The 14,321-nt window shown below is 55.0% G+C and carries 12 protein-coding genes; 3 read left to right on the forward strand and 9 right to left on the reverse strand.

The window, feature by feature from the left end; translation table 11 throughout:
* Window positions 1–49 precede the first annotated feature (49 nt).
* From acnA to Q4501_RS05240, 3 genes are all read right to left on the reverse strand, one after another.
* Window positions 50–2,818: an aconitate hydratase AcnA gene (acnA, locus tag Q4501_RS05230; RefSeq protein WP_303594816.1), complete on the reverse strand. Its 2,769-nt coding sequence runs from the start codon at window positions 2,816–2,818 to the stop codon at window positions 50–52.
* Between the two features lie 130 nt (window positions 2,819–2,948).
* Window positions 2,949–4,472, reverse strand: coding sequence for a methyl-accepting chemotaxis protein (locus tag Q4501_RS05235; RefSeq protein WP_303594818.1), 1,524 nt, complete (start codon window positions 4,470–4,472; stop codon window positions 2,949–2,951).
* A gap of 73 nt (window positions 4,473–4,545) precedes the next feature.
* Window positions 4,546–5,124, reverse strand: a complete 579-nt coding sequence (locus Q4501_RS05240) for an SCO family protein (RefSeq protein WP_303594820.1) — start codon at window positions 5,122–5,124, stop codon at window positions 4,546–4,548.
* A gap of 144 nt (window positions 5,125–5,268) precedes the next feature.
* Between Q4501_RS05240 and Q4501_RS05245 the strand changes: the two genes are divergently transcribed.
* On the forward strand, window positions 5,269–6,723 hold the full coding sequence (locus tag Q4501_RS05245) for a tetratricopeptide repeat protein (protein WP_303594821.1): 1,455 nt from the start codon (window positions 5,269–5,271) through the stop codon (window positions 6,721–6,723).
* A 118-nt stretch (window positions 6,724–6,841) separates the two neighbouring features.
* On the opposite strand, the gene Q4501_RS05250 is transcribed toward Q4501_RS05245, so the two are convergent.
* The gene (locus tag Q4501_RS05250) at window positions 6,842–8,290 is read right to left on the reverse strand and encodes a rhomboid family intramembrane serine protease (protein WP_303594822.1); all 1,449 of its coding nucleotides are present in this window, start codon (window positions 8,288–8,290) and stop codon (window positions 6,842–6,844) included.
* Window positions 8,291–8,564: 274 nt separating this feature from the next.
* Here Q4501_RS05250 and Q4501_RS05255 point away from each other — a divergent pair, with 274 nt between their 5' ends.
* On the forward strand, window positions 8,565–9,005 hold the full coding sequence (locus tag Q4501_RS05255) for an OmpA family protein (RefSeq protein ID WP_303594823.1): 441 nt from the start codon (window positions 8,565–8,567) through the stop codon (window positions 9,003–9,005).
* Between the two features lie 60 nt (window positions 9,006–9,065).
* Here the strand turns inward: Q4501_RS05255 and Q4501_RS05260 are convergent, their stop codons facing one another.
* The 5 genes from Q4501_RS05260 to Q4501_RS05280 all read right to left on the reverse strand — a co-directional run bounded on the left by Q4501_RS05260 (window position 9,066) and on the right by Q4501_RS05280 (window position 13,194).
* Window positions 9,066–9,467, reverse strand: coding sequence for an MAPEG family protein (locus Q4501_RS05260; protein WP_303594824.1), 402 nt, complete (start codon window positions 9,465–9,467; stop codon window positions 9,066–9,068).
* A gap of 2 nt (window positions 9,468–9,469) precedes the next feature.
* On the reverse strand, window positions 9,470–9,712 hold the full coding sequence (locus Q4501_RS05265) for a GlsB/YeaQ/YmgE family stress response membrane protein (RefSeq protein ID WP_144777641.1): 243 nt from the start codon (window positions 9,710–9,712) through the stop codon (window positions 9,470–9,472).
* 67 nt (window positions 9,713–9,779) lie between these two features.
* On the reverse strand, window positions 9,780–10,478 hold the full coding sequence (locus tag Q4501_RS05270; protein ID WP_303594828.1) for a 1-acyl-sn-glycerol-3-phosphate acyltransferase: 699 nt from the start codon (window positions 10,476–10,478) through the stop codon (window positions 9,780–9,782).
* A gap of 47 nt (window positions 10,479–10,525) precedes the next feature.
* A complete protein-coding gene (locus Q4501_RS05275; RefSeq protein ID WP_303594830.1) occupies window positions 10,526–11,143 on the reverse strand; it encodes a class GN sortase in 618 nt (205 codons plus the stop codon).
* Window positions 11,140–13,194, reverse strand: coding sequence for a marine proteobacterial sortase target protein (locus tag Q4501_RS05280; protein WP_303594831.1), 2,055 nt, complete (start codon window positions 13,192–13,194; stop codon window positions 11,140–11,142). The genes Q4501_RS05275 and Q4501_RS05280 overlap by 4 nt, the downstream gene beginning before the upstream one ends.
* Before the next feature lie 422 nt (window positions 13,195–13,616).
* Here Q4501_RS05280 and pdsR point away from each other — a divergent pair, with 422 nt between their 5' ends.
* Entirely contained in the window at window positions 13,617–14,318 is a 702-nt protein-coding gene (gene pdsR, locus Q4501_RS05285) for a proteobacterial dedicated sortase system response regulator (RefSeq protein ID WP_303594833.1), read from the forward strand.
* Window positions 14,319–14,321: the final 3 nt, after the last annotated feature.

Below are 14,321 nucleotides of genomic sequence, written 5' to 3' on the forward strand. Positions count from 1 at the left end.
GGCGACCTTGCAACAGGTCGCCGGTTTCAGCTGAACCAAACCAGGTGGCTCAGGCAGACTTGAGCATTTCACGCACCACATAGTGCAGGATGCCGCCGTGGACGAAATACACGGCTTCGTTGGCCGTATCTATCCGCGACTTCAACTCACAACTTTCAGTAGAGCCGTCCTTGTAGGTTACTGTCATGGTGAGTGTCTCACCCGGCGAAATGTCACCCGACAACCCGCTGATACTGATGGTTTCTTCACCGGTCAGTTTGAGGCTCTTGCGATCCGTGCCTTCCGGGAACTGCAGCGGCATCACGCCCATCCCGATCAGGTTGGAGCGGTGAATACGCTCATAGGATTCCGCCACTACAGCGCGAACACCCAGTAACCGGGTACCCTTGGCAGCCCAGTCGCGACTTGAGCCGGTTCCATATTCCTTGCCGGCAATCACAACAAGGGGTGTCCCCTGCTCCTGGTACTTCATGGCGGCATCGTAAACCGGCATTTGCTCCCCGGTAGGTACAAATTTCGTGAAGCCACCTTCAACACCATCCAGCATTTCATTGCGGATGCGCACGTTGGCAAAGGTGCCACGCATCATCACCTCGTGATTACCGCGGCGGGAACCGTAAGAGTTGAAGTTCTTGGGCTCAACTCCCCGCTCTTGCAGGTATTTACCAGCGGGACTGTCGGCGCTGAACGAGCCGGCCGGGGAAATGTGGTCGGTGGTCACCGAATCCCCCAGCAAGGCAAGAATATTCGCGTCGACAATATCCTCCACCGGATCCGGTTCCGTGCCCATACCTTCAAAGAAGGGCGGGTGCTGGATATAGGTAGAATCTTCTGACCACTTGTATACCTTGGTATCTGGCACTTCAATGGCCTGCCAGGTGGCATCTCCATCGAACACAGCGGCGTACTCGGTGCGGAACATGTTGGTTTTGACCTTTTCCACAGCCTCCGCGACTTCCTGCTGGCTCGGCCACAGGTCTTTCAGGTACACCGGGTTGCCATCCTTATCCTCACCCAGGGGGTCTTCCGCCAGGTTCAGCCGCACATTACCGGCCAAAGCGTAAGCGACAACCAAGGGTGGCGATGCCAGCCAGTTGGTTTTCACCAGCGGATGTATACGGCCTTCAAAGTTACGGTTACCAGACAACACCGAGGCCACCGTTATATCACCATCCGCAATGGCTTTTTCAACCGCGTCCGGCAAGGGGCCAGAGTTACCAATACAGGTCGTACAGCCGTAACCCACAAGGTCAAAGCCAAGTTTATTCAGGTCGCCCTGGAAGCCGCCCGCCTCCAGGTAATCGGTAACCACTTTGGAGCCCGGCGCCAGAGAGGTTTTCACCCAGGGTTTGGTTTTAAGGCCTTTGGCCACCGCTTTCCGGGCCACGAGCCCGGCAGCCATCATCACACTCGGGTTGGATGTGTTGGTGCACGACGTGATAGCGGCAATCACTACTGCGCCCGGATCAAGGCGCGTCTTCTCGCCGTTCATTTCCAGCGGCTGACTTGACGGGTGGTGGTAGCTGTCATCCACACCCACAGCTGTCTGACCGCCCTCTGACTCCAGATTGCTCTCACGGTTGTCAGCTGCATCCGGCGCACCCTCGGCCGTTGCCATCAACAGCTCGAAGGTTGATTTCATATTCTTCAGCGCAACCCGGTCCTGCGGCCGCTTTGGCCCGGCCATACTGGCTTCCACGTCGCCCATATCGAGTTCCAGGGTAGCTGTGTATACCGGCTCATGACCGGGTTCACGCCATAGCCCCTGAGCTTTGGCATAAGCTTCAACCAGCTCTATCTGGTCGTCGTCCCGGCCAGTCAAACGCAGATATTTGAGGGTTTGCTCGTCCACCGGGAAAAAACCACAGGTTGCACCGTATTCCGGAGACATGTTGGCGATAGTTGCACGGTCTGCCACTGGCATGTCTTTAAGACCGTCACCATAGAATTCAACAAATTTGCCAACCACGCCTTTTTTACGAAGCATTTCAGTAACGGTGAGTACCAGATCTGTCGCAGTAATGCCTTCACGCAATTTACCGCTAATCTTGAAGCCCACTACTTCCGGTATGAGCATGGATACCGGCTGGCCAAGCATCGCCGCTTCAGCTTCGATACCGCCGACACCCCACCCAAGGATGCCCAGACCGTTAATCATGGTGGTATGGGAATCTGTCCCCACCAGCGTGTCCGGATAGGCGATGGTTTTATCACCCTGTTCTTTGTGCCATACGGTTTTGCCAAGATACTCGAGGTTCACCTGGTGGCAGATACCGGTTCCCGGCGGTACCACACGGAAGTTATCAAAAGCTTGCTGGCCCCAACGCAGGAACTCATAGCGTTCCTGGTTACGCTCCATTTCAATGGCTACGTTCCGCCCAAAGGCAGAAGCATCACCGAACTCGTCAACCATGACCGAGTGGTCAATTACCAGATCTACAGGGGACAGCGGGTTGATAAGCGCAGGGTCGCCGCCGGCCACTTTAACGGCCTCTCGCATCGCGGCCAGATCAACCACGCCGGGCACGCCAGTAAAGTCCTGCATCAGCACCCGAGCCGGTCGGAACTGAATTTCGGTATCCGAGCGTTTATCTTTAAGCCATTGCACCATGGCATCAACGTGGCTTTGATCCACAGTTACACCATCTTCGTTGCGCAACAGGTTTTCCAGAAGCACTTTCAGTGAAAACGGCAGTCGGTTGATGTCACCGAGGGACTCCGCAGCTTTGGGCAGACTGTAGTAATGGAAGGTTTTACCGCCAGCGCTCAGGCTGGTCAGTGTATTCAGGCTGTCTTTGCCAAGGCTCTCATTGGACATGGTATGCCTCCTACGATGAATTGCTATCCTATTACTATTGCATCGTTTCGGCAGACTTCAACTCACGGCAATTGATGTTCGCCATTCAGCCTGTGAATGGCGTGCACCAAAGCAACGCTCAGCAAAGCTGTTAACGCGTCTTGTATCCAGCAATCAGTGTGTCCACTTCGGCAATCATACGTCCGATATCTACAGCCATAGCCTGAGACTTTGCCGCCTCTTCAACAACATCCTGGCTTTGCTCAGCAACCTGCTGAACACTTTGGTTGATCTGTCCGGAAGCCACGGCCTGCTGTTCGGTAGCAGAAGCAATTTGCAGGTTCATGCCGTTCACCTCAGCAATTGCCGCTTCAATATCCGCAATCGCTTTGCCTGTCTGCGTCATTGCCCCCAGGGTCTCCCGCGAACGAGTCTGGCCCATTTCAATAGCAGCCAGAGTACCTTCTGATACGTTGGCCAGGCCATCAATCGTGGCGCGAATTTCTGTAGTGAAGGCCTGCGTACGCCGTGACAGATTGCGAACTTCATCCGCCACCACAGCAAAACCGCGGCCGTGCTCGCCGGCACGGGCAGCCTCTATGGCTGCGTTCAGGGCAAGCAGGTTGGTCTGGTCTGAAATATCATTAATTGAGGCGATAAACGTGCCGATTGACTCAACTTTCTCTACCAGTTCGCTAACCATGCGCGAAGAATCCGTGAGCGCGGTATTGGTGGCTTCAGTCATGCGCATGGCGCTTTGAATATGACGCGTTCCCTCAGCTGAGGCTTCCGACGAGCGCGAAGCAGACTCAGCTGCAGATTGCGCGTTGCGGGCTACGTCCTGAATCGTTGCGGTCATCTCATTGGTAGCAGCTGCTGCTTGATCGGTCTGAGCCCGTTGTTCTTCTATGATCCGATTTGTTGAGGTACCTGCTGCCGTCAGTTCTGCGGCACTCGAATGTAGCTCTCTGGAGAGGCCCCGCACAGACTCGATCAATTCTCCAAACTGAGCCACCATGGTATTAAACGCTGTGGCCGCCAAATCACCGTTGGCGTTCTCCAGGCGACCGCGCAGGTCATGCTCATGATCGAAAGCGTTAATCAGTGCAATAATCTCACGCGAGCGCTTCTGCTCAGCGCCCATTCTGATCGCGAAAAACGACAATATACCGCCTTCAAAAACCACAAAAGCTGCATGCAGTGCGGTAATGGACCAGCTGCAACCATAATTGAACAGCATCAACGGCATGCCACCGATAACCGCTTCCGAGAGCTGCAATGCTGTCAGCACCAAATGGTGTATCGCGATGACTGCGGCAGCGGCAACCACTGGCAGCCAGTCGCGGTAGGCGATTGTTAGCGCCAGCGCTGCGAATATATGGAAATGCATTTCGATACGCCCTAGCTGGGCCTGAATCATGGTGGCTGAGAACAGCATGAGACACATGCTGAATAGCACACCACAAGCGCGGGTCCCACCCAGCCAGTTATAACCAGCAATGGCCAATGCGCCGATTCCCAGAGATGCAGGGACCGCAAAGCTATAGGTTCCGTACCCCCAGGGCACTAGCAGGCCCACTACAGGCACATGAGCCAGTAACAGCCAGAGAATTCTTCGATCTGCCCTGAGCAGTTCCTGCTGGTGCAGGTGTTGAATATTATCAGTTGAATTCACAGTAACACCTCAAATTGAAACAACAGCTGAACCAGCCTGTTCGAATGATAATCCTGTAGCTTGCTTTGGTATTTCAGCTCTCGCCCTGCCCCATAAGCCGAGCAAGATCGGCATTCACCCGCTGCAAATCCAGCTCGGGCGACGCGTACAAAACCTGCCGACGGTTGTCCGCTGTTACTACGTAAAGCCGCGCGCCGTGGTTGATTTCCTGGCTCGCGCCGCCCTCACGGGCTGCAAAATCGCCGTATTCGTTTGCGAGCGCCTGGGCTTGCCGGAAATTCTCTGGCCTCACAGCGCGGAAATTCTGGCCCAATACCTCCATAACGCCGTTAAGTTCCTGCTGACTGTCGTTTTCAGGATCCAGAGTTACAAACACAAACTGCACGGGGTAATCAGACCAGTGATCGTGCAACGCCTTGAGGTTCAGCAATTGAAGCGGGCACACAGTGCCGCAGCTTCGATAACCGAAAAACACCACATTGAGGCCTGCGTCAGGTACTTTTGCACCCGGTAAAGATGGAACAGGCACATTGGTTTTATACCCGTAAAAGCCGGTTTCCCCGTCGACCCTGTGCAAAAGCCCCTGCGCAAAGGGCAAAGCCACAGCCATAGCCAGTGCTGTCAGCAGAAGAATGAAAGGGGCAGATTTCATAGGCGGAGTCATGCCGTAGGTGTGGAGGTGTTTTTCAAGAACTGGGTGCCTAATAGTGGTTTACGGCCATGCCGGCATATTCTTTAAGAGCCATATTTGCGATCATAAACGTATATTTATATTCAGGCAGGGCTTCCTCCGACCATGAAACATGATTGCCACTACCACCCGGGTGACCCTGCCAAATGGCACTGCGGCGAATGCCAGATTCATTACTGCACCCGCTGTATGCCCGATGCTGACGTTCGCCAGCGCAAGGCGCTGTGCCCGAGTTGCAGCAAAGCCATGCGCTATCTCGGAGCAGCAACGGAAGTAATACCCTTCTGGAACCGGATCGGATCTTTTTTTCGTTACCCGTTCCACTCTGATCCACTGATCGTCATTGCTATCTGTACACTGGTGCCCCTGATTGCGCCCGCCAATCTGATCGGGATTCTGATCTGGTTACTACTGGCACTGGCACTGTTCAAATACACCTATGCGGTCATCAACCACACTGCCGAAGGCCACCTGAAACCGCCCTCGGTATCCGTCGCCTTTACGGGCAGCGGGTTTAACATTGTTATTCTCCAGCTACTGGTTTTCATTTTCATGGGCGGCCTGGTCGGCGCAGCCGCAATGCTGGGCGGCCCACTATTGATGTTGCTGGCATTGGCTTTTGTCGTACTGGCGTTGCCCGCCAGTATCATGGTTCTGGCCATGGAACGTTCCGTGGGCGCAGCGGTAAACCCGATGAATCTGGCGGTACTCATTTCCCGCATCGGCAGCCCCTATTTTTTACTATACGGCTACCTCATTCTGCTCACGCTGGCCTCTGGCGTGGCCCAGGATTTTGCTCACAACCACTTCCCCTTCTGGTTTTCTCAGCCTTTATCCGGTTTTTTGAACAGTACCTTTACACTGATACTGTTCAATATGTTGGGTTACCTTTTATTCCAGTATCAGGAAGAGCTGGGGTTCGCCTCGGACATTCAGGACGAGACTGCGGCAGTCGATATGCAGCAACGGGATCGTAGCACCCGTTTCGATGCAGATATTGACATGAATCTAAAAGACGGCAACTACGATCGCGTTCAGGGCATGCTGAAGGAAGCGCTGAAGCGAAACAGGGATGATGCGCTGCGTATTGGCCAGCTCTATCAGCTATTGATTGCCCGGAACGACACAACTGAGCTATATCATTTCCACCCACGGATTCTGGACTGGCTGGCAAGCCGGAGCGACGGAGAAGGCATAGCTTCATTGCTCGGCATGCTTGAAGCGGCGGAACCGGGCTTTAAACTGGAAGATCCGGAGCTTGCCGTGCGTTGTGCCCGCTGTTTATACCAGCGCGGGCAATACAAACCGGCTATAAGGCTGCTGCAGGACTTCCATAAGCGCTTTCCGGAAAGCGATGAACTGGCTCCGGCCTACCTGCTGATAGCACAAAGTCTGGCTAATGGCCTGGACCAGTGGGAAAAGGCGACGGCTTACCTGACCTTTATCCAGAAGCGCTGTGAAAAGCACCCGCTACACGAACAAATTCCGGTTTATCTGGCTCAAGCGGAGAAGCAGGAGCTTCTTAAAGGTCCAAAGGCCTCATTTGCAATGCCTGACTAGGGAAGCTGGGTGTGGGGCTCTCCAAAACCGTGCGGAGCCATGGATGGCGGAGCCGAGCTTACAGGGACGTATTCACAGCGTGTTTTGGAGAGCCCCACACCCAGCTTTCCGTAAACCATCAGCTCGCCTGAAGCAGCTGCCGATAATGACGCGCCTTGGGCTCCATCTGTAGCTTCTCAAACTCTTCAGCAAGTAACCGGCAAGCCTCCGAAGTCAGCAACGGATCATCAGCACTGCGCAGGCGTTCAAACGCTTTTTCTGCGGCCTTGAGGTCGTGCTGCTTGAGGCTGGTGAACAACACCCGGTTGTGATCCTCTGCATCAAGTGGGTGGTAGCTCTCCCCTTTACTCAGGTATTCCTGCCACACCGCAATCATCTGTTCCGGCTGCCTGCGGCTCAGACTAACGTTCATCAACTCGCGGGTACGGGACTGGTACTCGGGTAGGTCGGGGCGAAGTTTGGCCAGGTTATAGAGATGCTCCAACAGAATGGGCCTGTCCGGATAGTGCTCACGCAACGCCTCGAACTGACGCCGCGCCAGCTCGAAATCCATACGCCCAAGGCTTGCCATGGCCTGGGCATAACCGGTTGTAAAGCGATCGTCCTGTTCAGCCTCTTCCGGTTCAAAAAACTCCTCGCGCACTTGCAGCCAACTTTTACCCAACAGCCACACCAACCCGGCACCCGCCAACAGGCCGCCAGCATGCGCCATATAGGCGACGCCGGTCGCCCCGGCGAACCAGTAATCGTAAATTTCCTTGCCCAGCCACACCGGCAGTACGGCCAGCGCGGGCGCCCGGAAGTAGTTGAAATACACACCAAGAAAATAGAAAAACCGGATTTTCTTCAAACCGTAGATGGCTACGTACATACCCATCAATCCGGATATTGAGCCGGATGCCCCCACAAGCGGAATATGACTGCCAAGCGAGAAAACGGTGAATACCACTCCAGACAATGCGCCACACATAAGGTAGGCAATCAGAAAGCGCCCAGGGCCAAGCGCCTTTTCGACGGTAAAGCCAAGCAGAAACAGGAAAACCAGGTTACCAATAATGTGCCCCCAGCCGCCGTGAAGGAACTGGTAGGTAATCAGGGTATACAACGACAGTTGCGCAGGAATAAGCCCAAGCTGCTCGGCGCTCAGGCGCTGGATGTAGGTTTCTTCAATATAGGTTCGTTGTTCCAACCAGCGCACCCGATCAGCCGGGGCCCAGATCACATCACGATTCTTCAGCAAATACTGGTAGAACTCACGATCCATGAGCAGGCTGACCGCCAGCCAGAAATCTTCGCCTTCTGCTCTCAGCTTCTGAAAGCTCTGCAGTTCGAAAACCAGTTCCTCTTCGCCTTCAAAACGGATTTTTCTTTGCAGATAGTCCTCATAGGCAGGACCTTCCAATAAAGGCAAATTGGAATCTACATAAGTATCAACGGCTTGCTCAATTTTTCGGCTGTCTCCACCCTGGTAAAACAGGAAAACCAGAAGACAGGTAAACATCAGCCCAAGGGTTACCCAAGGCGGGCGCTTCCAGTTAACCGTGTTCTCAGCAGGAATTATCAGCATGGGTGGTCACAATTCATCATAATCTGTCCCTGAAAAACTGCTTTCTATCATACCAGTGTCTTATTTTTGCGTTTAAATGATTTTCAGCGTGAATGTCATCAGTGTCCCGTCTGGCGAATTCCTTAATCTGCTGAGCCACTGAGGGCGCAGCGCGGGTTAAGGAATTCGCCAGACGGGACACAAGACCATCCGCCAATTGCCGTTATTTCCGCCTCAGCCAATAGTGGGCGGGAATAACAAGAAAAACCAGAGACCTGGAACAAGGATACTGCAAATGACCGTACTCGTACTGGACAACCCGGAGCTGATTGCGCAAGCCGCCGTGGCACATGGCTTTAACCCAGCCACCCTTGTGACAGAAGGCAAGCGCCCACATCGGCTCAGATTTCACTACGGTTTCAACAAACACTCTCTGGACGCTTTAGATACAGAGATTATCCTGCAACACGCTGCCTATTTGCGACAGCACCCTGGCGTCAGCATCCTGATTCACGGGCATTCTGATAATTTTGGAGCCGAGGACTTTAATCGTTTTCTGTCCAGGCAGCGGACTAATGCTGTAGCAAGGCTTCTGATAAAAGAGGGAGTTGCAGAATCCCGCGTTCTGGTTGCCAGCTGGGGCTCAGCCCGTCCATTGGCTACACCAGACGACCGGGCTGCCAATCGACGGGTAGAGCTGGAATACCTGAGCAGCGATATGGCAAAAGCACAATAGAAAAAAGGCAAAACGACCCGGGGCCGCGAGTGTGCGGCCCCAGAGTTTTAACTGAAACGATCAGCCATAAACCTGCCAAACATTCCACAAAAGCAAAAGCGCGGCAACCAGAATGGCCAGCCAGGTCAATAAAATGCCAATGGCCCGAGCTTTATGTTCCTCCCCATGGCCATTGATCATGCCCCAGGCATGAAGGATCCGACCGACCACCAGGGCCATGCCTGTCCAGTAAACAAGGCCGCTTGCCACCCCGTTCAGCTCCGCAATGCCCAGCATGATCAGGCCAAGCGGTGCATACTCTACAAGGTTACCGTGGGCGCGGACGGCCGCTTCAAAATCGCGATCGCCGTTAGTGCCCATGCCCTTTTTGAACTTCAGGCGGAATTTCACCACCTGTAACGAAAGCACCAATAACAGAATACCAAGAACGGCAGCAAACACTCCGGTAACAGGTACAATCATAATCAGCGTTTCCTGATCTGGCTGACAATAGCCAGCAGTAACACGGCACCTACAGTTGCGGTGACCAGCTCACCAATAGCGCCCTGGGCAGCCAACCCCAGCAATCGAAAAACAAAGCCGCCAATAAACGAGCCGACGATACCAATACCAATATTCGCCAGCACGCCGAAACCACGGCCTTTCATGATCAGGCCTGCGAGCCAGCCGGCAACACCACCAATAATCAGAAACAGAATCAGGTTCATCGTTTTCTCTCCTTGCTGGAAGTCCTTTGAGAGACTCTTTATACAGAGTAATCAGGCCAGGCGCACCTCAGAGGTCGGCGATCGCCTCAGCCATCTCTTTGTGGCAGCGCGCTATCAGGGCAGGAACATCCTCAGTGGTTAGCTCTTTTGTTTCCACCGGGGGCAGAATCCGCATAGGTACCGGCTCACGCCTGCCCAGCCAACCCTCGGTTTTATTCCGATACTCAGCAGCGCACACCATCACAATCGGCGCGCCGGCCGTCACCGCCGCGTAAAAAGCGCCTTTTTTGAATTTCTGCAGCCCCCGGCCTTTGCTTCGAGTGCCTTCCACAAAAACCCATAAGCTTTTATTCTCGCGAGTGATCGCCTCGCTGGTGGCTTGCATGACTGCAACGGCTTTGCGGGAGCGGGCGCGGTTCAATATCACATTCCCACCCAGCCAGAATGCCCAGCCAAAAAATGGGATCCAGACCAATGATGACTTGCCCACAGTTACGGTGCGAGGCGCCACCAGATCACCAACCACAAAAAGATCATCGTTGTATTGGTGATTGCAAATAGCCACCACAGGGCGATCTTGAGGCATATGCTCTGCGCCTTGCAGAGGGCGTTTCATACCAAGTATGGCTCGGCCAGTCCGCGCTAGCGCTATGGCCAGCAGGCGGTTATTGTCAGGGTTAAATGGCCTGAGAATGAAGAATGGCAAGGCGAGTATACAAAGCACCGGAACACTCATCCAGGCCAGAAATTTTCTGATAAAGCCCATACGAAAAACTCTGCAACGGGGTTTTGGCGCACAAGTGTACGCCAAGTTCACAGCCCAGCAACAGTGTGGATTTTCCCTGAGGCGCTTTGGCTGAGAACGCCAGAGGTTTGAACACCTTCGGCACGGGCTTCAACAACAAACCGCAGCGGCCCACCCGCATCCATGGTGTCAAACGGGTAACAGGTAACCAGCAAAAGCGTACCTGCAGGCAACTTGTGGGTATCGATGAACTCCGAACGACTGTCCACAATTCTTGTTTCCTGTACCCGATACCCCTGCCATTGCCCATCACGGTTTTGCAACTGAAGTTCATTGCCGGGCTCCAGATACTGCAGGGGTCGGAAATGAGTGTCTCTGTGGCCAGCAATGATGACCGAGCCCTGCTGATCTTCCAGGCCCATCATCTGACCCGGCCCGAATGCCAGGCTCTCCCCGTGGACACCGGCCAGTACAATCATTGAATCTCCAAGCTCCGGCATGGACAGTTTCGCCACCGGCCAGGTATCGGCCCAGGGCCAGGGCCGGGATTCCGTTTGCCGGGCCTGGCTCTCGGCCCAGGCAATTGCCAACAGTTCCTGAGCGACCACCGCCTTCAGCGGAATCCAAAGCCCGAAGACCAACAACGTGGCAGAGCTTGTTATCAGCAACAACAGCAGACGGCTCATAGGTATGCCCGCCTGCGCAGCAGTACAATAGCGACAGAGAACATCAAACCAAGCAATCCCAGAGCAACAAGCAAGGGCGCAACGGTTGCCGTTTGCGGGTAACGAGCCATACCAGGCTGGCTTCCAGCGGGCAGGAGCGTTGGCAACTGGTCTTTTACCAAAGCGCTTTCGGGATCCCGAGCCGGCGTTTTATCCACCGCCACAAAACTTGTGTAGGGTGACATCAGGCTATGTTCAACAGCCAGACTGGTTACCCTCGCTTTGTCCGGCTCCTCGCCGGCTATCCGCGCTTCGTCCAGAAGACTGTCAATTTTCTCCCGGGCCCAGTAACGATTCAGGCCCGTACCAGAGGCCGCCTGCTGCAAATCCAGGCTTTTCTGCCAGATCGCTCCGCCGGGCAAACGGCCCGACACACTCAACTCACCAACGGGCGGCACTCCTCGCACTACCTGTAACAGCGGCTCTCCTTGAAACAGATCACCGGGGCGACGCGGAAAGCTGTCTTCCTGCATTGATGCCGACAGGCTGGGCCAACTCACCTCGATATCCGTCAGCACTGGCGCTTCCATGGCCGCAAACAATCGGACCAGAGGGCCGCTGATATCTGCAGGATCCTGTACAGCGGTATAACTGCCGCGCCCCCAGCGTGCAGCTTCACGCATAAAGTGCCGGTTAGGCGCAGAACCTATAGCAACCGTGAACAGCCTTTGATCACTCAGCTGACGACGGATCTGGCTGAACAGCGCCGACTCATTGCCAACCGCACCATCGGTCATAAACACAACCTGGCGCACTCTTGATGACGCCTCTGGCGATGTACCTTCCGAAAACTCGTCTGCACTCATGCGCTGGCTTTCCAGAGCCATAGTCAGTGCAGAAGCCATTTCCGTGCCCCCATCTGCTTTTAACCGACTTACATACTGGCGCGCACGGGCCAGATTGTTCGCCGTTGCCTGCTCCGGCTGAACAAACAAAGCGTGCGGCTGGGAATTGAACTGAATCACATTGAACCGATCACCGGGTGCCAGTGTCTCCAGCCCCAGTTGCAACGCCTCCCTTGCCTGCTGAATAGACTCCCCCGCCATGGACCCGGAGGTATCAATCACAAACGTCAGCTCCCGCGGCAAACGGGTTTTACCAGCCCGGCCAGGCACCACCATAGCCAGCAGATAATCCTCACCTTCCCATTGCTGATGAAAAACAGCGGCGCCCGGCTCCTGGCCCGCAAGCGGCTGCCAGCGCAATACGAAATCCCGGTTCATCACAATTTCTCCAGCCTGGGGCTGAACCATCATCACCTGCCCGTCCTGCCGGGAAGCCAGCTCATGGCTGGGACTGGACACCCGTGCCAGTGGAAGACCGGCATCAATAGTGAACCTGACCGACGCCCGATGACTGTCGGCAGCTACATCATCCACATCCACCGTAAACGGACTGATGGCATCCGCATCCGGAACCTCCGTGGTAGGTACCGCCCAGCCCCCCTGCCATTCCTGTGGCCTCGCCGCCAAAGGTTCACCCGGCATATAGCGCGGGGTTAGTGTCGTGGGCACAGTCAACTCAAAAACCCCATCCCTATAACTCACCAACTGCTGATAATTCAGCTCCACGCTCACCGTTTCTCCCGGCGGAATATTCGCTACCCGGGTCGTAAACAGATTCGGCCGCTGCTGCTCCACCGTAGCCGCATGACGCCCCGAGTCCCGAGCTTTCTCATAGGTTTTCTTTGCTTCTGCACGGGGCTGAACCTCACCAACAATCGTACGCTCTCCTACCTTCATCGTGAGTCCGTATACACTGGCCTTCTCCGGCAAGGGAAACACAAACACTCCTTCCCGCCACTGATCACTGGTGTTCCGGAACGTTCGTACGAGCGTGCTGTCTGCAATCAGGCCGCTAACGCGAACATCAAAATCGCTCCCCAGCACCAGTGCCGGTTCCTGCCACTGGCCCTTGCCATCCACAAAATGCAGAACACCTGCGGAATCCTCATTGCCAGTATTGGCTTCGGCATAGATAGGCTGAACAAACAGCACCAGCAACATTGCCATCCACAAACTTACGCCCTCCATAAAGCGTCTAACACGATGTGAGCGCCATGCACCGAGCCCTCCCGAGCGGCTGGCTCCCCTCCCGAAACCGTGCGGAGCCATGGATGGCGGAGCCGAGCGTACAGGGATGTATCTACAGCGTGTTTCGGGAGGGGAGCCAGCCGCTTGGGAGGGCGGACTCAGACTAAACGGGAAGGCACTATATTTAGAGGCGATGGCAGAAAACATCATGGCAAGATCCTTTAGCTACACGATTCAATAAGACGTAGCCATTTCAACAATCTGAAAAGGAACTCCCATGGCAGAATCAGACATTCCGCCCACGAAAAATGATGAATTATGACAACACCGCAAGCTAACCTTGTTCTCAAAGCCTGCCGTGTTTAAATAGAGCCCAACAACCACGGATAACAGCCAGAACCATGAAAAAACACCTGGTCCTGATAGAGGACGAACCCGCCATCCGCGACAACTACCGCGCCGCCTTCGAACGCCGCGGCTATCGTGTATCCACCTACGGTGACCGTTCTTCTGCCTGGCAGGTACTACGCCAGGCCCTGCCCGACCTCGCCATCATTGACGTCGGCCTGGGCGACGAGCCCGAAGGGGGCTTCACTCTGTGTCAGGACCTGCGCTCATTATCAGCAACACTGCCCGTCATCTTCCTGACCGCCCGCGACAGCGATATCGATTCCGTGCATGGACTCCGACTTGGCGCTGACGACTACGTCACCAAAGACATGAGCATGGAACACCTGCTGGCACGGGTCACCGCCCTGCTGCGCCGGGCAGACGCCTGGGCAGAGGCACTGCAAAAGCCGGATGAAGTGGTAAACCGTGGGCGCCTTAGCCTCAACGTCGATCGCATGACCGTAGCCTGGGATCAGGCTGCAATAGACCTCACTGTTACCGAATTCTGGATGCTGCACGCACTGGCACAGCACCCCGGCCACGTACGCAGCCGCGACCAACTGATGGAGGCAGCCAGCACCCACCTGGACGACAACACTGTGACATCCCATATCAAACGCATCCGGAGCAAATTCCTGCAGCTCGACAGCGCCTTCGATGGCATCCAGACCGCCTACGGCATGGGCTATCGCTGGAACGCTCGTGAGCTCTGATTC

This window comes from Marinobacter sp. 2_MG-2023, assembly GCF_030546935.1.
Taxonomy (GTDB): domain Bacteria; phylum Pseudomonadota; class Gammaproteobacteria; order Pseudomonadales; family Oleiphilaceae; genus Marinobacter.

What these genes read in the sequence shown, in the direction of transcription:
- acnA (WP_303594816.1), bottom strand. Translation starts at nt 2,818, where the DNA reads ATGTCCAATGAGAGCCTTGGCAAAGACAGCCTGAATACACTGACCAGC.
- Q4501_RS05240 (WP_303594820.1), bottom strand. Translation starts at nt 5,124, where the DNA reads ATGAAATCTGCCCCTTTCATTCTTCTGCTGACAGCACTGGCTATGGCT.
- Q4501_RS05245 (WP_303594821.1), top strand. Translation starts at nt 5,269, where the DNA reads ATGAAACATGATTGCCACTACCACCCGGGTGACCCTGCCAAATGGCAC.
- Q4501_RS05250 (WP_303594822.1), bottom strand. Translation starts at nt 8,290, where the DNA reads ATGCTGATAATTCCTGCTGAGAACACGGTTAACTGGAAGCGCCCGCCT.
- Q4501_RS05255 (WP_303594823.1), top strand. Translation starts at nt 8,565, where the DNA reads ATGACCGTACTCGTACTGGACAACCCGGAGCTGATTGCGCAAGCCGCC.
- Q4501_RS05260 (WP_303594824.1), bottom strand. Translation starts at nt 9,467, where the DNA reads ATGATTGTACCTGTTACCGGAGTGTTTGCTGCCGTTCTTGGTATTCTG.
- Q4501_RS05265 (WP_144777641.1), bottom strand. Translation starts at nt 9,712, where the DNA reads ATGAACCTGATTCTGTTTCTGATTATTGGTGGTGTTGCCGGCTGGCTC.
- Q4501_RS05270 (WP_303594828.1), bottom strand. Translation starts at nt 10,478, where the DNA reads ATGGGCTTTATCAGAAAATTTCTGGCCTGGATGAGTGTTCCGGTGCTT.
- Q4501_RS05275 (WP_303594830.1), bottom strand. Translation starts at nt 11,143, where the DNA reads ATGAGCCGTCTGCTGTTGTTGCTGATAACAAGCTCTGCCACGTTGTTG.
- Q4501_RS05280 (WP_303594831.1), bottom strand. Translation starts at nt 13,194, where the DNA reads ATGGCAATGTTGCTGGTGCTGTTTGTTCAGCCTATCTATGCCGAAGCC.
- pdsR (WP_303594833.1), top strand. Translation starts at nt 13,617, where the DNA reads ATGAAAAAACACCTGGTCCTGATAGAGGACGAACCCGCCATCCGCGAC.